The organism is Lysobacter sp. F60174L2, assembly GCF_052547135.1.
This window is the reverse complement of record NZ_JBQWRA010000004.1, coordinates 201450-220494: the sequence shown is the minus strand read 5'-3', so window position 1 is coordinate 220494 and position 19045 is coordinate 201450. Positions and strand designations below refer to the sequence as shown.

Genomic DNA, 19045 nt, shown 5'->3' with positions numbered 1-19045 from the left:
CCGATGTCGCGAAGCGTGCTGCAAACCCTGGTCCTGCTGCTGTTGGCGATGGCCAGCCTGGCCGCGGGCGCGCAGACCCGCGCCTGGCTCGATCGCGACCGCATCGCCCTGGGTGAAACCGTCACCCTCAACATCCAGACCGATGCCGGCGCCAGCCCCGACTACGGCCCGCTGGAGTCGGAGTTCGGTATCAGCGGCCACAGCAGCAGCCGCCAGGTCGAGCTCAGCAACGGCCGCATGCAGAGCCGCACCCTGTATGCGGTTGCACTGAAGCCGCGCCGCGACGGGGTGCTGACCATTCCGGCTTTGCGCGTCGGCAACGACCGCACCGCGCCGCTGTCGCTGGTCGTCACCCCGGCCAGCACCCGAACTCCGGCACGCGCGGGCGATGACGTCTTCCTCGAAAGCGAGGCCGATGACACCAGTCCCTACGTGCAACAGGCGGTCGGCCTGGTGGTACGGCTGTACTCGGCGGTGCCGCTGGTGTCGGGCGAGCTCGACCAGCCCGCCCCCGACGGCGCCACCCTGCGCGAGGTCGGTGACGACGCCCAGTACAGCCGCGAGATCGACGGCCGCCGCTACAACGTGGTCGAACGCCGCTACCTGCTGATCCCGGAGCGCAGCGGCGCGCTGCAGATCCCGGGCGCGACCTTCGAGGGGCGGGGCGCCACCGGCTTCTTCGACGACTTCCTTGGCCGCAGCGGGGTGTTGCAGGCGCGCGCCGCGCCGCGCTCGGTGAAGGTGCTGCCGGCGCCCGCCGGGGCGCCGCAACCGTGGCTGCCGCTGCACGACCTGCGGCTGAACTACCGCTCGACCCCGCAGGAGCTGCGCGTGGGCAGCGCCGCCACGCTGACCATCGAAGCGATCGCCGATGGCGTCGGCGCCGCGCAGATGCCCGAGCTGCAACTGCCGCCGATCGACGGCGTGCAGGTGTTCGCCGAACCGGTGCAGGCCGATGAGCGCTTCAAGGACGGCCGCCCGCAGGTCACGCTGACGCGCAGGTTCTCGCTGGTGCCGACCCGCGGCGGCGCGGTGGAACTGGCCGGGCTGGCGCTGGACTGGTGGGACGTCGGCGCCGGCAGGGCCCGCAGCACCCGGTTGCCACCGCTGCAATGGCAGGTCGCCGGCCCGCCCGCCGCCAGCGGGGGCCAGACGGCTGCCACTGCACCGGGCGCGGCGACATCGCAACCGGTGCCGCCGTCCGCCACCGAATCGCCATTGCAGGACACGTTGCACGGGGCGAGTCGCGGCTGGGTGCTGGCGACCCTGCTGTTCGCGGCGTTGTGGCTGCTGACCCTGCTGTGGGGGTTGCATCGCAGCGCTCCGGCCGCCGCGGTCGCTACCCCGCGGCCGGTTTCCCCGGGCTCGATCACGAAGCCGGACCCGGCCGCGTTCAAGCGCGCGCTCGCTACCGGCGATTTCGCCGACGTTGCCGACAGTTTGTGCGCAATGGCGCGTCCCCCGGCATCGAACCTGGACGAGGTCCGGACGCGGCTCGACGACCCCGCACAGCGTGACGCCATCGACGCACTGCAGCATGCGCGCTGGGGTGGGGGCGACGGTGTCGCCGCCCGCAGCCTGATGCGCTCAGCCTTCGCCGGTGGGCCTCGCTGGCGCGAAGTGGCAGCTGTCGCAAAGTCGCCCCTGCCGCCGTTGTATCCGGAGGCCTGACCCCCACGCGCCGCTGACCCGGCGCCCCGGAACGGGTTTGCTAAGCTCGCCCGCACTCAAGTGGGGAACTGCACGACGATGACGGAAGCGAATACCGGCGCCAACACCGCCAAGCGCAAGATGCCGTTGCACTGGAAGATGGCGATCGGATTCGGGGCCGGCCTGCTGCTGGGCATGATCGCGTACTACGTGTCCGGCGCCGACGCCGAGTGGGTGCAGTGGCTCACCACCTACGTCACCCAGCCGGCCGGGCAGCTGTTCCTGCGCTTGATCTTCATGCTGATCATCCCGCTGCTGTTCTCGGCGCTGGTGGTCGGCATCGCCGAGATGGGCGACGTGCGCTCGCTCGGCAGGGTCGGCTGGAAGACGCTGGCCTACACGGTGGTGGTGTCCGGCATCGCGGTGGTGATCGGGCTGGTGCTGGTCAACTGGCTGCAACCGGGCGTCGGCGTCGACCGCGCCGCCGCCGAACAGATGCTGGCGGAGGGCTCCGAGCGCGCGGCGGCGATCGTCAGCAGCAGCAGCGGCCAGCCGCAGGGCATGGAGATGCTGCTCTCGATTGTCCCCAGCAACGTCATCACCGCCGCCGCCAACAACTCCATCCTGGCGGTGATGTTCTTCGCGATCATGGTAGGAATCGGTCTGGTGCTGACCCGCAGCGCCGCCACCGATACCCTGCAGCGCGGCATCGAGGGCCTGTTCGAGGTCTCGATGACCCTGATCGGGCTGGTCATCAAGCTGGCGCCGTACGCGGTGTTCTGCTTCATGTTCAACCTCGCCGCGCTGTTCGGCTGGGACCTGCTGGTGCGGTTGGGCGCGTACGTCGGCGTCGTCGTGCTGGCGCTCGCGCTGCACATGTTCGTGGTCTATTCGCTGGCGCTGAAGTTTGCCGGCGGCTATTCGCCACTGAAATTCTTCAAGGGTTCGCAGGAAGCGATGGTGATGGCGTTCTCGACCGCGTCGAGCAACGCCACCCTGCCGACCGCGCTGCGCGTGGCCGACGAGCAGCTCGGCCTGCCGCGCAAGATCTCGCGTTTCGTGCTGACCGTCGGCGCCACCGCCAACCAGAACGGCACCGCGCTGTTCGAGGGCGTCACGGTACTGTTCCTGGCGCAGTTTTTCGGGGTCGAGCTGTCGCTGGTGCAGCAGGTCACGGTGATGTTCGTGTGCATCCTCGGCGGCATCGGCACCGCCGGCGTGCCGGCGGGCTCGCTGCCGGTGATCGCGCTGATCTGCGGCATGGTCGGGGTGCCGCCGGAAGGCATCGGCATCATCCTCGGCGTCGACCGCTTCCTCGACATGTGCCGGACCACCCTGAACGTCACCGGCGACCTGGCGGCGGCGGCGGTGGTGTCGCGCGGCGAGATGGATCCGCCGCCGGAATTGCTGGCCGACTGATTCGGTTATCTGGCGGGTTGATTCGGCGGTAGCGCGGTTCATCCCGGTCGGGGGAAGCCAGAGGGCGAGCTTCGGGCACGGTTCCGCCCAGAAGGCGGCCGGCGGAGGAATGCTTCATGTAAGGAGCGACGTAAGTCGCGATTTCAGGGCGATTACGGACACCGTGGAAATCGCGACTTACGTCGCTCCTACACGGGCGCGTATATCCGCATACATCACGCAAGCGACACGACGCACCACACCCCCCAAGCGCGACGCGACGTCCTGTCGGGGTGCTGCGGAGAGTGCGCCATGGATGGCGCACGGCCCCGACTCGGGCCATGGATGGCCCGACGGAGCGGGCGCAGCAGCACCCCGGCAGGGCGGCGCTCCCCACGAAGCCGCGTTCCGCTTCTGACCTTCGCCCTGACCCACACCACGGCTCACCAAACCCCGACCATCCAGCCCCGTACCCCCGCGAAGGGCCGCGACACGGCCGCCCCCGGATGGGACAATGGTGGCTGTTTTTCGCCATCGACCCCGCCATGCCCACGCCTGCTGCCGCCAAGCCCACCCGTCGCGACCTCGCCAACGCCATCCGATTCCTCGCCATCGACGCGGTGCAGGCGGCCAATTCCGGCCACCCGGGCATGCCGATGGGCATGGCCGACATCGCCGAGGTGCTGTGGAACGACTACTACAGCCACAACCCCAACAACCCGGACTGGTTCAACCGCGACCGCTTCGTACTGTCCAACGGCCACGGCTCGATGCTGCAGTACGCGCTGCTGCACCTGTCGGGCTACGACCTGTCGATCGATGACCTGAAGAATTTCCGCCAGCTCGAGTCGAAGACCCCGGGCCACCCGGAGAACTTCATGACGCCGGGCGTGGAGACCACCACCGGTCCGCTCGGCCAGGGCTTCGCCAACGCGGTCGGCATGGCGCTCGCCGAGAAGCTGCTGGCGCAGCGCTTCAACCGTCCCGAGCACGAGATCGTCGACCACCGCACCTGGGTGTTCATGGGCGACGGCTGCCTGATGGAGGGCATCAGCCACGAGGCCGCGTCGTTGGCCGGCACCTGGGGCCTGCACAAGCTGGTCGCGTTCTGGGACGACAACAAGATCTCGATCGACGGCAACACCGACGGCTGGTTCACCGACGACACCCCGGCGCGGTTCGAGGCCTACGGCTGGAACGTGATCCGCGGCGTCGACGGCCACGACAGCGACTCGATCAAGCGCGCGATCGACGCGGCGATGCTCAGCAACGACAAGCCGACCCTGGTCTGCTGCCGCACCACGATCGGCTATGGCTCACCGGCCAAGGCCGGCAAGGAGTCCAGCCACGGCGCCCCGCTCGGACCCGACGAGATCATCGCCACCCGCGGCGCGCTGGCGTGGGAGCACGATGCATTCCATATCGCCCCGGAAATCTACGATGGCTGGCGCGCCGGCAACGCCGGCCTGGTCCGCGAGGAGCAGTGGAACCGTGCGTTCGACGGTTACGCGCAGCGCTACCCGGAGCTGGCCGACGAGTTGACCCGACGCTCGCATGCCGAGTTGCCGGCGGACTTCGTCGAGCAGGCCGACGCGTACATCGCCAAGCTGCAGGCAGAGGGGCCGGTCGTGGCCTCGCGCAAGGCCTCGCAGATGGCGATCGAGGCGTTCGCGCCGCTGCTGCCGGAACTGGTCGGCGGTTCGGCCGACCTGGCCCATTCCAACCTGACCCTGTGGAGCGGCAGCAAGTCGGTCGCCACCGACGACCCCAACGCCAACTACATCTACTTCGGCGTGCGCGAGTTCGCGATGACCGCGATCAGCAACGGCCTGTCGGTGCACGGTGGCTTCATCCCCTACGACGCCACCTTCCTGGTGTTCAGCGACTACGCCCGCAACGCGGTGCGCATGAGCGCGCTGATGGCGGCGCAGGCGATCCACGTCTACACCCACGACTCGATCGGCCTTGGCGAGGACGGCCCGACCCACCAGCCGATCGAGCACTTGGCGAGCCTGCGCCACATCCCCAACAACGACGTCTGGCGCCCCTGCGACGCGGTCGAGTCGGCGGTGTCGTGGCGCGCGGCGATCCAGCGCGGCAACGGCCCGAGCTGCCTGGTCTTCTCGCGCCAGAATCTCGACCACCAGCCGCGCAGCGAGGCGCAGGTCGCCGACATCGCGCGTGGCGGCTACGTTCTGAAGGACGGCGGCGCCAGTCCGCGACTGATCCTGATCGCGACCGGCTCGGAAGTCGGACTGGCGATGCAGGCGGCGGCGCAGCTGGGCGACGACGTGCGCGTGGTGTCGATGCCGTCGACCGACGTGTTCGACCGCCAGGACGCCGCCTACCGCGAGTCGGTGCTGCCGGACGCCTGCCGCAAGCGCGTCGCGATCGAAGCCGGCGTGTCCGACTTCTGGCGCAAGTACGTCGGCCTCGACGGCGCCGTGATCGGCATCGACACCTTCGGCGCCAGCGCCCCGGCCGGCAAGCTGTTCCCGCACTTCGGCTTCACCGTCGAGCGCGTGGTCGAGGCGGCCAACTCGCTCTGATGATTGCGGATGCCCTCCCGCCGAGGGCATCCCCAATCGCATCGAACCCGCACCTGTAGGAGCGACGTAAGTCGCGACCCTCTGACGCTGCGGGTTGCGACTTGCGCGCAGAATTCCGCACGTGCTGCATTGCCGGGGATTGAACCATCCCCGGCCACCACCGCACCGGGCCGCTTGCGACTCGAATCGCTCCTGCGAGCGCGGGGCTCAAATGGCTTGACAACTCTGTTTACGCACGTAATCTGTAGAAAATTACGGATGTAAACAATGCAGATCAGCGAAGCCGAATCGACCGTGATGGACGTGCTCTGGCGCCAGCATCCGCTCAGCGCCGACGACGTCGTGCAGGCGTTGGCGGAAAGCCGGCACTGGCAGGAGCCGACCATCAAGACCCTGCTCAACCGCCTGCTCAACAAGGGCGCGATCGCCGCCGAGAAGGACGGCCGCCGCTATCTGTACACGCCGGTGCTGGAGCGCGGTGACTGGTTGATCGACGAGAGCGAGGGTCTGCTCGACCGCCTGTTCGGCGGACGGGTCGCACCGCTGGTCGCGCACTTCAGCGAGCACCGCAAGCTCAGCGGCGAAGACATCGCCGAGCTGCGCAAGCTGCTTCGGGAGATCGACGATGGCTCCCGCTGACGCGCTGCCGCTGCTGGCCGAAACGACCATCGCCGGCAGCGTCGCGATCATGGTCGTGCTGGTGGTGCGGCAGCGCCTGCGCAGGTATTTCGGCGCGCGAATCGCGTATGCGAGCTGGTCGCTGGTACCGGCGGCGCTGGCCGCCGTGCTGTTGCCGGCAGCGACCGTAGTGACGCAGATGGCGGTCATGTCGCAACCGGTCGCTGCACTTCCAGTGGCGGTCACCCACGGCCCGGCGACAACGATCGGTGCGGCGACGGCGGCGATGCTGGCATGGGCGATCGGCGTGCTGTTTTCCATCGCCTGGTTCGCACTGCAGCAACGCCGGTTTCGCCGCGCGCTGGGCACCCTGCAGTCGCGTGGAGACGGCCTGCAGCAGTCCAGTGCAGTTCGCGGATTGCCCGCCGCGTTCGGCCTGCTGCATCCGCGGATCGTGGTGCCGGCCGATTTCGACCAGCGCTTCAGCACCGAGCAGCAGTGGTTGATGCAGGCCCATGAGCGCAGCCACATCCGCGGCGGCGACCTGCATCTGAACGCAGCGGTCGTCGCGCTGCGCTGCCTGTTCTGGTTCAACCCGCTGGTGCACCTCGCCAGCCGGCGCTTCCGCCATGACCAGGAGCTGGCATGCGACCAGCGCGTCATCGCGCTGCATCAGAAATCGCGTCGCGCCTATGGCGAGGCGATGTTGAAGGCCCAACTGGCCAGCCAGGCGCTGCCGCTGGGCTGTCACTGGGGTTATGGCCATCCACTCAAGGAGAGAATCGCGATGTTGAACCAACCCGTTCCTACCCGTACCCGCTGGGTCGTCGGCAGTGCCGCGGTCGGTGTACTGACCCTGGTCGTCGCCTGTGCCGCCTGGGCTGCGCAACCGCCGCAGGTCGTAGCCGACCAACTGGCGGGCGTCACCAGTGATCGGACGCCTCCGCGTTATCCCGCGTCCGCGCTCAAGCAGGGCATTGGCGGCAAGGTGGTGCTGGTGGTCGATGTCGACGCCAACGGACGCGCCACCGCGGTCGAAGTCGAGCGTTCCGAGCCGGCCGGTGTGTTCGACCAGGCGGCCATCGATGCGGCTTGGCAGTGGACGTTCAATCCGGAAATCCGTGACGGCAAGCCGGTGGCAGGCCAAGTCCGGGTGCCGATTACGTTCGAAACCGACGCCGCGCCGTCCTCCACCGCCGGCAGCAATACACAGATGCGGCAGCCACCGGCCTACCCGAAAGCGGCGGTCGAGCAGAAAATCACCGGCAAGGTGGTGCTGGTAATCGATGTGGATGCCGGGGGCCATCCGGTCGACATCGTGGTCGAGAGTTCCGAGCCTGCCGGTGTGTTCGACCAGGCGGCGGTCGATGCCGCTTCGAAATGGAAGTTCAACCCGGAGATCGAGGACGGCAAACCGGTTGCCAGCCGGGTCCGGGTACCGGTCGAATTCGATATTCCACCGGGCGAAGAGCCGGTGGCATCGCCCCCGTCGGGTGCGGCTTGACCGCAGGTCAGAACCGGTCGAGTGGAATCTTCAGATAGCGGATGCCGTTGGTCTCGGCCTCCGGCAACGCGCCGGCGCGGATGTTGACCTGCACCGCGGGCAGCATCAGCGCCGGCATCGACAGGGTGGCGTCGCGGGCTTCGCGCAATTGCACGAACTCCGCTTCGCCGGTGTCGGCGCGGACGTGGATGTTGTGGCGCTTCTGCTCGCCGATGGTGGTCTCGCAGGCGACCTCGCGGCTGCCGCCGACGCCGTAGTCGTGGCAGACGAATACGCGGGTGGCATCGGGCAGTTCGTACATCTGCCGGATCGAGCGATACAGCGTCGCCGCGCCGCCGCCGGGGAAGTCGCAGCGTGCGGTGCCGCTGTCGGGCATGAACAGCGAGTCGCCGGTGAACAGTGCGTCGCCGAGCAGGTAGGCACAGCTGTCGTCGGTGTGGCCGGGTACGCCGATCACCCGGGCCGGCAGCGCGCCGATCGTGAAGGCCTCATCGGCCTGCCAGAGGTGGTCGAACTGCGAGCCATCGACCGCGAAGTCGGCGCCGAGGTTGAAGACCGGCGCGAACTCGCGCTGCACGCTGCGGATGCCATCGCCGATTGCGAGCCGGGCCCCGGGCAGCCGCCGCCGAAGCCAGTCGCCGGCACTAAGGTGGTCGGCGTGGGCGTGGGTTTCCAAGATCCACTGCACGTCCAGGCCGCGCTCGCGGACATGTTCCAGCAGCGCTTCGGCCGATGCGGTGGAAACCCGGCCGGCGCGTGCATCGAAGTCCAGCACCGGGTCGATGATTGCCGCCGCCGGACCGCCGGGTTCGGTGACCACATAGCTCCAGGTGTTGCTGTCGCGATGGAAGAACGGCTGGACGTCGGGAACCATGGCGGGCCTCCGCTGCGGTAGCCCAATAGTACGTCCGTCGCCGGGCCGGGCTTGAGTCAGCCGCCAAGTGCCTCGTTCAACAGCGCGGCCAGCTGCGCACCGCCGCGTCGCAGTTGTGCTTCCGCCACCGGCCGCCAGCGTTGCACGTAGGCGTCGCCGATCTTCGCGCGCGGCGGATACAGCCCGGGCTGCATTGCGATGGCGCAGGACGCTTCGGCCCAGTCGGCCGGGCCGGCGACGCTGGAGGCGGGCACCGGCGGCAATGACTGCAGGTGCCGAAGGTAGGCCGCGTCGTCGAGGTCGGCGGTGTTCAGCAGGCCGCTGTCCCACAGCCGGTGCAGGTTGCTGCCGTCGCCGTCCAGGTTGACCTGTACGGTATTGCCGCCCTTGTCGTGGCCGTAGCCGGCGTGCATCGGCTGGTGCACGTCGCCGACGAAGTGGACAACGAATTTCAGCGCCTGCCGGCGTGCCGCCAACGGTTGCGCGTGGTCGGCCAGGATCGCGAGTTGGCGGTCGATCGCGTCCACCACGCAGTTGCCGCCGGGGCAGTCGCGCGCTGCGTCGTAGCGGCAGCCTTCCTCGCCGATGTTGACGTAATGCCACGCGGCGCTGCGTTTGCCGAGGTCCGGGTCCTCGGCGCGCAACTGGTCGGCCCAGTTGGCGATGCCGGGCAGGGTGGGGTCGGGCTCGCCGGCCAGCAGGACCATGACCTCCGCCCGCGCCTGCGGGGTCAGTCCGCTCCAGGCCAGCGCCGCGACCAGCCGGTGGCCCTGCGGCCCCCAGGCGCCAACCGGCCCGGCCAGCAGCATCAGCAGCGGGGCGATCAGGAGGGGCAACAGGGTGGTGGGGCGTGGACGGCGCATGGCATGGCTCTCGGAACGGGTGGGCGCGGGGCATTCGCCCGGTCAACACGCTAAAATACCCCGATTTATCCGCTTCCTCCCACAGTTCCGCCCATCAGGAGCCCGTAATGGCGATCAAGGTTGGTATCAACGGTTTCGGCCGCATCGGACGCAACGTGTTGCGCTCGGCCGTGCAGAATTTCGGCAACGACATCGAAATCGTCGCCATCAACGACCTGCTGGAGCCGGACTACCTGGCCTACATGCTGCAGTACGACTCGGTGCACGGCCGCTTCGACGGTGACGTGTCGGTCGACGGCAGCAACCTCATCGTCAACGGCAGCAAGATCCGCCTGACCCAGGAGCGCGACCCGGCCAACCTGAAGTGGGGCGAGGTCGGCGCCGAGGTGGTGATCGAGTCGACCGGCCTGTTCCTGACCGCCGAGACCGCGCAGAAGCACCTCGACGCCGGCGCGAAGAAGGTGATCCTGTCGGCGCCGTCGAAGGACACCACCCCGATGTTCGTCTACGGAGTCAACGACAAGACCTACAAGGGCGAGGCGATCATCTCGAATGCCAGCTGCACCACCAACTGCCTGGCCCCGGTGGCCAAGGTGCTCAACGACAAGTGGGGCATCAAGCGCGGCCTGATGACCACCGTGCACGCCGCCACCGCCACCCAGAAGACCGTCGACGGCCCGTCCAACAAGGACTGGCGCGGCGGCCGCGGCATCCTCGAGAACATCATCCCGTCGAGCACCGGCGCGGCCAAGGCGGTCGGCGTGGTGATCCCGGAGCTCAACAAGAAGCTGACCGGCATGAGCTTCCGCGTGCCGACCTCGGACGTGTCGGTGGTCGACCTGACCGTCGAGCTGGAGAAGCCGGCGACCTACGCCGAGATCTGCGCGGAGATGAAGGCGCAGTCGCAGGGCGCGCTCAAGGGCATCCTCGGCTACACCGAGGACAAGGTGGTCGCGACCGACTTCCGCGGCGACGCGCGCACCTCGATCTTCGACGCCGAGGCCGGCATCGCGCTCGATGACAGCTTCGTCAAGCTGGTCAGCTGGTACGACAACGAGTGGGGCTACTCCAACAAGTGCCTGGAGATGGTCAAGGTGGTCGCGGCGAAGTAAGCGCCGTCCGCCGCAGCACGCGAAAAGGCCGGGTCCATCGCCCGGCCTTTTTCGTGGGTGCTTGACTTGCGGCAAAGCCGGCTCCATCTCTGCGATGCACCATCGACCCGTCCCACCTGTCCTGTTTTCGATCATGCCTCGACCCGCCGAACTCACCGAAGCGCAACTGGCCGAACTGGTCGACGTGTTCTATGACCGCGTCCAGCGCCACCCGAGCCTGGGACCGGTGTTCAACGCGGCGGTCGACGACTGGCCCGAGCACAAGCGCCTGCTGACCTCGTTCTGGTGTTCGGTGGCGCTGGGCGCCAAGTCCTACCGCGGCAACCCGATGGCCAAGCACCGCGGCCACCCGATCGACGCCGCGCATTTCGACGAGTGGCTGGCACTGTGGCGTGAGACCACGACCGAACTGCTCGACGAGGAGCACGCGCGGCAGATGGGCGAGTACGCCGATCGGATCGGCCGCAGCCTGCGCTACGGACTCGGCATCGACGCGGCGACGCGCGGCCTCGGCCTGCCGGTGGTCGGCGGACGCTGAGAACAAGCCGGCGGCATCCATGCCGCCCGTTGTCGGCCATCCCTGGCCCCCGCGGCGTCCGGTGCAGCATCGACGACTGCCATGTCGTCCCTCGGCATCCCTGCTGTCGCCCCGCGCTCCGTGCCGGGGCGGCGGCTCCGTGCCGCCTTTGCAACCGCGTTCCCGCGGCGCCGTCGATCAGAGTGATCCGAGCGGTTCGACTCGGGGGATGGTGCGCGATGCGCGACCGGACGTCGCGTCAGAACGCGGCGTCGAACGCGACTTCGCCCTGCACGCCGACCTGGTACGCCGAGACCCGGCGTTCGAAGAAATTGGTGACCTCCTGTACGTCCTGCAAGTCCATGAAGCCGAACGGGTTGCCTGCGCCGAAATGCTTCGGCATCCCCAGTTGTTCGAGCCGCTGGTCCGCACAGTACTCCAGGTACTGCCGCATGTCCTTGAGCGACAGCCCGACCACGCCGCCCGAGAGGGTGTCGGCGGCGAACTGCATCTCGCAGTCGACCGCCTCGACCAGCATCTGCACGATCTCGCGCTGCAACCCGTCGTCGAACAGCGACGGCTCCTCCTTGCGCACGGTGTCGATGACCTCGAACGCGAACGCCATATGGCAGCTCTCGTCGCGGAACACCCAGTTGGTGCCCGACGCCAGCCCGTGCAGCAACCCGCGTGAACGCAGGTAGTAGACGTAGGCGAACGCGGCGAAGAAGAACAGCCCCTCGATGCAGCAGGCGAAGCAGACCAGGTTGAGCAGGAACTGGCGGCGCTGCTCGCGGGTCTCGATGCGCTGCAGGTCCTGGATCGAGTCGATCCACTTGAAGCAGAACGCGGCCTTGGCGCGGATCGAGGGGATGTTCTCGACCGCATCGAAGGCGCGTGCGCGCTCGGTAGGGTCGGGCAGGTAGGTGTCGAGCAGGGTCAGGTAGAACTGCACGTGCAGTGCTTCCTCGTACAGCTGCCGCGACAGGTACATCCGCGCCTCGGGGGCGTTGATGTGCTGATAGAGGTTGAGCACGAGGTTGTTGGCGACGATCGAGTCGCCGGTGGCGAAGAACGCGACCAGTCGTTCGATCAGATGGCGTTCGGCCGGGCCGAACTTGTGGCGCAGGTCGTTGACGTCGAGCGAGAAGTCGACCTCCTCGACGGTCCAGGTGTTGCGGATCGCGTCGCGGTACATGTCGTAGAAGCGCGGGTAGCGCATCGGCCGCAGGGTGAGGTCGAAGCCGGGGTCGAGCAGATGGGTGGACATCAAAGGGTTCCTTGCCATTCCTTCTCCCGCTTGCGGGAGAAGGTGCCCGAAGGGCGGATGAGGGTGCGCGGGAGCGGGTGCGGTCGGGGTTGGGGTTTAGTCGAAAATGCGGTGTCGCGTGCCCTCACCCCGGCCCTCTCCCGCAAGCGGGAGAGGGAGCGTTGGATCGCTACTGGCAGGCTTCGCAGCTCTCCGGGTTCTCCAGCGAACAGGCGATCGCGTCGCCTACCGGCACAGGCGCGCTTGCCACAGCCTTCCCCACGGTTGCCTTCGCAATCTTCGTCGCCGGCCGCGAGCGCAGGTAATACGTCGTTTTCAACCCCTGCTTCCACGCATACATGTACATCGACGACAGCTGGCCGATGTTCGGACTCTCGATGAACAGGTTCAGCGACTGGCTCTGGTCGATGAACGCGCCGCGGTCGGCGGCCATGTCGATCAGCGAGCGCATCGGCAGTTCCCACGCGGTGCGGTAGACCTGCCGCAGCGACTCTGGAATCGCCTCGATGCCCTGGATCGAGCCGTCGGCGCGCTTGATCGCGTCGCGCAGTTCCGCGGTCCACAGGCCCAGCGTCTTCAGCTCCTCGACCAGGTAGCGATTGACCACGATGAAGTCGCCTGAAAGCGTTTCGCGCTTGAACAGGTTGGACACCTGAGGCTCGATGCATTCGTAGCAGCCGGCGATGGAGGCGATGGTCGCGGTTGGCGCGATTGCGATCAGCAGCGAGTTGCGCAGCCCGTGTTCGCGGATTCGCGCACGCAGGCCGTCCCAGCGCTCGGCGTCGCTCGGCTGCACGTCCCAAGCCTCGAACTGCAACCCGCCATTGGCCGCGCGGGTGTCGCCGAACGCCGGGTGGCGGCCGTGCTCCAGCGCCAGCTCGCTCGACGCCGACAGCGCATGGAAGTAGACCTCCTCGGCGATCCGCTTCGACAACGCCCGCGCCGGTTCGGAATCGAACGGCAGCCGCAGTTTGAAGAACACGTCCTGCAGGCCCATCGCGCCGAGCCCGACCGGCCGCCACTTGAGGTTGGCACGGCGCGCGGTCTCGATCGGATAGAAGTTCAGGTCGATCACCCGGTCGAGTTGGCGCACCGCGAGGCGCACGGTTTGGGCCAGCCGGTCGAAATCGAAGCGCCCGGCTTCGCCATGCACCGGTCCCTCCTCAAACAGCTCGACATGGTGCGACAGGTTGATCGAGCCGAGGTTGCACACCGCGGTCTCGTCCTGCGAGGTGACCTCGAGGATCTCGGTGCACAGGTTCGACAGGTGCACGACGTTGCCGGCTTTCGCGGTCTGGTTGCAGGCGCGGTTGGACTTGTCCTTGAAGTTCATCCAGCCGTTGCCGGTCTGCGCCAGCGTGCGGATCATCCGGCCGTACAACTCCCTCGCCTTGACCTGTTTGTGGGCGAGTCCGGCGGCTTCGGCGGCGACGTAAGCGCGATCGAAGGACTCGCCGAACAGGTCGGTAAGCTCCGGCACCTTGTGCGGATCGAACAGCGACCACATCGCATCCGCCTCGACCCGGCGCATGAACTCGTCGGGAATCCAGTTGGCGAGGTTGAGGTTGTGGGTGCGCCGGGCCTCGTCGCCGGTGTTGTCGCGCAGCTCCAGGAACTCCTCGACATCGGCATGCCACGGTTCCAGGTAGACGCAGGCCGCGCCCTTGCGCTTGCCGCCCTGGTTGACCGCCGCGACCGAGGCGTCGAGCGTCTTCAGCCACGGCACGATGCCGTTGCTCAGGCCGTTGGTGGACCGGATCAGCGAGCCGCGCGAGCGGATGCGGGTGTAGCTCAGGCCGATGCCGCCGCTGAACTTCGACAGCTTGGCGACGTCCATGTAGCGCTGGTAGATGCTCTCCAGCGAATCCTCCGGCGAGTCGAGGAGGAAGCACGACGACAACTGCTCGTGGGTGGTGCCGGCGTTGAACAGCGTCGGCGACGACGGGATGTAGTCCAGCTGCGCCATGCGTCGGTACAGCGCCAGCGCGTCGCCGACGTCCTCGCTGAGCGCGCAGGCCACTCGCAGGAAGAATTGCTGCGGGGTTTCGATCACCGTGCGCGCGGTCGGGTGGCGCAGCAGGTAGCGGTCGTACAGCGTGCGCAGGCCGAAGTAGTCGAAGCGGGTGTTGAGCGAGTTGTCGATCGCGTCGTTGAGCTTGCGCGCGTTGGCCTGGACGAAGCCGAGCAGGCGCGCGTTGATCACGCCCAGCTCATGACCGCGCTGCACCGACTGCGAGAACGCGTTGATGTCGATTGCCGCGACTTCCTTCTCGATCACGCCCGCCAGCAGGCGCGCGGCGAGGCGACCGTACTCGGGCTCCTCGGCGGTCAGCAGGGCGGCGGTGCGGATCGACAGTTCGTCGAGTTCGCGGGTGCTGGCGCCGTCGTAGAGGCCGGAGATGGTGCGGGTGGCGACGCGCATCGGGTCGATCGCGTAGAGGTCGTCGCTGCAGCGGGTAATCGCGCGCACGATCTTGTTGAGGTCGACCGGCTCGCGGCCGCCGTTGCGCTTGGTCACCGCCATCGAGAAGGCGGCGGCGGGCGGGGTCAGGGTCAGGCCGGGAGCGTCGGCGGCCGTAGCGGTAGCGGTAGTGGCAGTGCCGGCCAGGGAGCCGGCGAGGTCGGACGTATTGGTGCCGTCGGTGGCAACCGCGGCGGGGGTATCGGTGGTCATGGCGTGACTCCGGTGCATGAAGCACGGTTCGCCACCCTTCCCTCGAAGGGCGACGCACGGAGGCGCGCATGCCATCGACCGTCGTGGCCTGCGTGGCGCAGGCCCGACACCGATCGCACGGCCATGCCCCCGCGGGCGCGGAGTCCGGAGACTCCTTGGCCGGTCACCGCGCGGTGTGCATCGCGCGGCTGTCGGCAGGTCTTCGGGCTCTGGACGCGGAGCGTGGCGCTCCACCTACCGGCCGTCGCTTCCCGGGCGCCTGCCCAGTGCCATGACGGCTTTCGTTTCCACTACCGCTGCGGGGCAGCGCCGGAATTGGACGAGGTGTCCGCACCGGCTTCCCGTTTTAAGCCAGCCGCGAGGCCGGCACCGACAACCACAACATAGCGGGATATCCCGCGTCGTCAATACCAAATGTTGTGATAGCTCGATCGTCGTGCATCGTGCCGGGATTTGCCCCGGAACGACGCCGGCGGGACAATGCCGGCCTCGCAGCCGGTTCGCCGGCATGCGCTTCCTCCATTCACCTCTCCATCGCGGGGAGGTTCCAAGGCGCCCAATCCGATGACCATCCTCCGCATGACCGACCTCGACCTCTCCGGCAAGCGCGTGCTGATCCGCGAGGACCTCAACGTGCCGATCGACGCCGACGGCCGGATCACCTCGGAGCAGCGCATCACGGCGGCGTTGCCGACCCTGAAGCTGGCGCTGGAGAAGGGCGCGGCGGTGATGGTGATGTCGCACCGCGGCCGCCCCAGCGAGGGCGTCTGGAGCGAGCACGAATCGCTGCAGCCGGTCGCCGAGCGCCTGTCGCAGTTGCTCGGCATCGAGGTGCCGCTGGTCAAGGACTGGGTCGGCGGCGTCGACGTCAAGCCGGGCCAGCTGGTGCTGCTGGAGAACTGCCGCATGAACGTCGGCGAGAAGAAGGACGACGAAGCGTTGGCGAAGGCGTACGCGGCGTTGTGCGACGTGTTCGTGATGGACGCATTCGGCACCGCGCACCGCGCGCAGGCCTCGACTCACGGCGTCATCAAACACGCGAAAATCGCCGCCGGCGGGCCGCTGCTGATGGCCGAACTCGACGCCCTCGGCAAGGCGCTCGACCAGCCGGCGCGGCCGCTGCTGGCGATCGTCGCCGGCTCCAAGGTCAGCACCAAGCTGGAACTGTTGGCCTCACTGGTGTCCAAGGTCGACCAGTTGATCGTCGGCGGCGGCATCGCCAACACCTTCATCGCCGCGATGGGCCATGGCGTTGGCAAGTCGCTGGTCGAGATGGACCTGGTCGATACCGCCAAAAAGATCATGGCCGACGCCAAGGCCCGCGGCGCCGACATCCCGGTGCCGACCGACGTGGTGGTCGCGCCCGCGTTCGCCGCCGATGCGTCGGCGACGGTGAAGGCGGTCGACGCGGTGGCCGCCGACGACATGATCCTCGACATCGGCCCGGATACCGCCGCGCGTTATGCCGAACTGATCAAGCGCGCCGGCACCGTGGTCTGGAACGGGCCGGTCGGGGTATTCGAGTTCGACGCCTTCGGCCACGGCACCGAGGCGCTGGCGCGGGCGATCGCGGCGAGCGAAGCGTTCTCGATCGCCGGTGGTGGCGACACCCTGGCGGCGGTCGACAAGTACGGGATCGAGGACGAGGTGTCGTACATCTCCACCGGCGGCGGCGCGTTCCTGGAGTTTCTCGAAGGCAAGGAGTTGCCGGCGGTGGCGGCACTCGGTGCGCGGGGGTGACAGCGGGGTTTTGCGGTTGCGCTGACCCACCGGCAGCCGCGAGTCTCGCCTGGATGTAGGAGCGACGTAAGTCGCGATTTCACTGATATCCGGTTTCGCCGTGCGTTCGCGACTTACGTCGCTCCTACAGACGCTTCCCATTCGTCCGCGAGCAGCCCGTAGATCGCGCTGTCGCTGGTTTCGCCGGCAACGCACCAGCGATCGCGCAACAACCCCTCCCGGATGAATCCCATGCGTTCGACCAGCCTGCACGACCCGGCATTGCGCGGGTCGATGTCGGCCTCGATCCGGCGCAGCCCGAGCGTGCCGAACGCATGGCCAAGCACCATCCGCAACGCCTCCTGCGCGTACCCTTGGCCCCAATGGCTGGCACGCAACGCATAGCCGATCTCGGCCCGGCCCTGCTCGCGATTGATCGTAAACAGCGTGGTGCTGCCGATCAGGCGGTCGCCTTCGCGTTCTGCAATCGCCCAGCACAGCATCCGGCCGGCATCGCGGCCGCCGATCGCGCTGGCGAAGTAGTCGCGCGCCTGCGACACCTCCGTCCACGCCGGGAAGCTCCAGTAGCGGTTGACCAGCGGGTCGGAGTGGACCGCGTAGAAGTCCTGCAGGTCGCCATCGCGAAAGCCGCGCAGGCGGATGCGCGGGCCTTCCAGGGTCGGCAGGTCGTCGCTCGGAGGGTTCTGCGGCATGTCGGATTCCCCATGCATTCGTATGCAACCGGAGGCACCGGGCAGCTGTGCTAGCGTGACCCGCAACCCCGGGGGAAGCATGCCATGTCGATACCGCTGCGACGCACCAAGATCCTAGCCACCCTCGGCCCGGCGACCGACGCGCCCGGCGTCCTCGACGCACTGCTGACTGCCGGCGTCGACGTGGTGCGGCTCAACTTTTCCCACGGCGATCCGGCCTCGCAGATCGCCCGCGCCCAGGCCGTGCGCGAGGCCGCCCGGCGGGTCGGCCGCGAAGTAGGCATCCTGTGCGACCTGCCGGGGCCGAAGATCCGGATCGAGCGCTTCGCCGACGGCAAGGTCCAGCTCAGGACCGGCGATCGTTTCGACCTGGTCGCGCGCGCCGACGCCGCGCCCGGGACCACGTCGGAAATCGGCGTCAGCTACCTCGGCCTGCCGGGCGATGTCGCCGCCGGCGACGTGCTGCTGCTCGACGACGGCATGATGCAGTTGCAGGTCGAGGCGGTCGAAGGCGAGCGCATCGTCACCCGCGTGCTCAACGACGGCGAACTGTCCGATCGCAAGGGGCTCAACAAGCAGGGCGGCGGCCTGTCGCTCGGTGCCCTGACCGAACGCGACCGCGAGCTGATCAAGGTCGCCGCCGAGCTCGACGCCGACTTCATCGCGGTGTCGTTCTGCCGCACCGCCGCCGACATGGACGAGGCCCGCGCCATCGCCCGCGCGGCCGGCAGCGATGCCGCGCTGGTGTCGAAGATCGAGCGCAGCGAGGCGATCGAGAACCTCGGCGAGATCATCGACGCCAGCGACGTGGTGATGGTCGCGCGCGGCGACCTCGGCGTGGAAATCGGCGACGCCGAACTGCCCGGCCTGCAGAAGAAGATCATCCGCGAATCGCTCGCCCGCAACCGGGTGGTGATCACCGCCACCCAGATGCTGCAGTCGATGGTCGAGAGCCCGATCCCGACCCGCGCCGAAGTACTCGACGTCGCCAACGCGGTGATCGACGGCACCGACGCGGTGATGCTTTCGGCCGAATCCGCCGCCGGCCGCTACCCGGTCAAGGCGGTCGAGGCGCTGGTGCGGATCTGCCTCGGCGCCGAGCGCCAGTTCGACCACGACACCGATTTCGAGGACGCCCCGCGCAACCTGCAGCGCGCCGACCAGGCGATCGCGATGGCGGCGATGTTCCTGTCCGAGCACGTCGGCGTGCGCGCGATCGTGGCGATGACCGAATCCGGCGGCACCGCCCGCTTCCTGTCGCGGTTCCGCTCGCCGGCGCCGGTGTTTGGACTGTCGCGCCACCCCGGCGCCCGCCGGCAGATGGCGCTGATGCGGGCGGTGGTGCCGATGGACTTCGACAGCCGCGGCCTGGCCACCCGCGACGCGGTGCGCAGCGCGATCCAGCAACTGTTCGACAGCAACCGGCTGGAGGAGGGCGAACGCCTGATCTTCACCAGCGGCGACCACATGGAGCACCGCGGCGCGACCAACACCCTGCGCCTGCTGCAGGTCGGCGAGGGCGGCAAGGCCGAGGGGCTCGGCGAGCTCTAAGCCACTGTTTCGAAATGGTCTTTCCGGCGGGGGCTG

General features: G+C 68.2%; 14 protein-coding genes and 1 riboswitch. Of the genes, 9 read left to right on the top strand and 5 right to left on the bottom strand.

Annotated features, from left to right (window positions below):
• The first annotated feature begins 3 nt into the window (after nt 1–3).
• The 5 genes from ACT9AS_RS12935 (at nt 4) to ACT9AS_RS12915 (ending at nt 7719) form a co-directional block, all read left to right on the top strand.
• Nucleotides 4–1671, top strand: a complete 1668-nt coding sequence (locus tag ACT9AS_RS12935) for a BatD family protein (RefSeq protein ID WP_445100561.1) — start codon at nt 4–6, stop codon at nt 1669–1671.
• A gap of 78 nt (nt 1672–1749) precedes the next feature.
• The gene (locus ACT9AS_RS12930; protein ID WP_445100560.1) at nt 1750–3069 is read left to right on the top strand and encodes a cation:dicarboxylate symporter family transporter; all 1320 of its coding nucleotides are present in this window, start codon (nt 1750–1752) and stop codon (nt 3067–3069) included.
• 524 nt (nt 3070–3593) lie between these two features.
• Entirely contained in the window at nt 3594–5597 is a 2004-nt protein-coding gene (gene tkt, locus ACT9AS_RS12925) for a transketolase (protein WP_445100559.1), read from the top strand.
• 267 nt (nt 5598–5864) lie between these two features.
• A complete protein-coding gene (locus tag ACT9AS_RS12920; protein ID WP_445100558.1) occupies nt 5865–6236 on the top strand; it encodes a BlaI/MecI/CopY family transcriptional regulator in 372 nt (123 codons plus the stop codon).
• The gene (locus ACT9AS_RS12915; RefSeq protein ID WP_445100557.1) at nt 6223–7719 is read left to right on the top strand and encodes a TonB family protein; all 1497 of its coding nucleotides are present in this window, start codon (nt 6223–6225) and stop codon (nt 7717–7719) included. The genes ACT9AS_RS12920 and ACT9AS_RS12915 overlap by 14 nt, the downstream gene beginning before the upstream one ends.
• Before the next feature lie 7 nt (nt 7720–7726).
• On the opposite strand, the gene ACT9AS_RS12910 is transcribed toward ACT9AS_RS12915, so the two are convergent.
• Entirely contained in the window at nt 7727–8593 is an 867-nt protein-coding gene (locus tag ACT9AS_RS12910) for an MBL fold metallo-hydrolase (RefSeq protein ID WP_445100556.1), read from the bottom strand.
• 56 nt (nt 8594–8649) lie between these two features.
• Nucleotides 8650–9402: a S1/P1 nuclease gene (locus ACT9AS_RS12905; RefSeq protein ID WP_445100604.1), complete on the bottom strand. Its 753-nt coding sequence runs from the start codon at nt 9400–9402 to the stop codon at nt 8650–8652.
• A 161-nt stretch (nt 9403–9563) separates the two neighbouring features.
• Here ACT9AS_RS12905 and gap point away from each other — a divergent pair, with 161 nt between their 5' ends.
• Nucleotides 9564–10568 (top strand): type I glyceraldehyde-3-phosphate dehydrogenase, encoded by a 1005-nt coding sequence (gap, locus tag ACT9AS_RS12900; protein ID WP_445100555.1) that lies wholly within the window; start codon nt 9564–9566, stop codon nt 10566–10568.
• A gap of 133 nt (nt 10569–10701) precedes the next feature.
• On the top strand, nt 10702–11106 hold the full coding sequence (locus ACT9AS_RS12895) for a globin domain-containing protein (protein ID WP_445100554.1): 405 nt from the start codon (nt 10702–10704) through the stop codon (nt 11104–11106).
• 238 nt (nt 11107–11344) lie between these two features.
• On the opposite strand, the gene ACT9AS_RS12890 is transcribed toward ACT9AS_RS12895, so the two are convergent.
• Both ACT9AS_RS12890 and ACT9AS_RS12885 read right to left on the bottom strand, forming a co-directional pair.
• Entirely contained in the window at nt 11345–12352 is a 1008-nt protein-coding gene (locus tag ACT9AS_RS12890; protein WP_445100553.1) for a ribonucleotide-diphosphate reductase subunit beta, read from the bottom strand.
• A gap of 169 nt (nt 12353–12521) precedes the next feature.
• Nucleotides 12522–14876 carry a ribonucleoside-diphosphate reductase subunit alpha gene (locus ACT9AS_RS12885; protein ID WP_445100603.1) on the bottom strand — a complete coding sequence of 785 codons (2355 nt, stop codon included), beginning with the start codon at nt 14874–14876 and terminating at the stop codon, nt 12522–12524.
• A gap of 326 nt (nt 14877–15202) precedes the next feature.
• Nucleotides 15203–15415: riboswitch (cobalamin riboswitch) on the bottom strand.
• A gap of 175 nt (nt 15416–15590) precedes the next feature.
• Between ACT9AS_RS12885 and ACT9AS_RS12880 the strand changes: the two genes are divergently transcribed.
• Complete coding sequence (locus ACT9AS_RS12880; protein WP_445100552.1) at nt 15591–16766, top strand: phosphoglycerate kinase; 1176 nt, start codon at nt 15591–15593, stop codon at nt 16764–16766.
• A 113-nt stretch (nt 16767–16879) separates the two neighbouring features.
• On the opposite strand, the gene ACT9AS_RS12875 is transcribed toward ACT9AS_RS12880, so the two are convergent.
• Nucleotides 16880–17458 carry a GNAT family N-acetyltransferase gene (locus ACT9AS_RS12875; protein ID WP_445100551.1) on the bottom strand — a complete coding sequence of 193 codons (579 nt, stop codon included), beginning with the start codon at nt 17456–17458 and terminating at the stop codon, nt 16880–16882.
• A gap of 84 nt (nt 17459–17542) precedes the next feature.
• On the opposite strand from ACT9AS_RS12875, the gene pyk reads away from it, so the two are divergent.
• A complete protein-coding gene (gene pyk, locus ACT9AS_RS12870; protein ID WP_445100550.1) occupies nt 17543–19009 on the top strand; it encodes a pyruvate kinase in 1467 nt (488 codons plus the stop codon).
• The last annotated feature ends 36 nt before the right edge of the window (nt 19010–19045 follow it).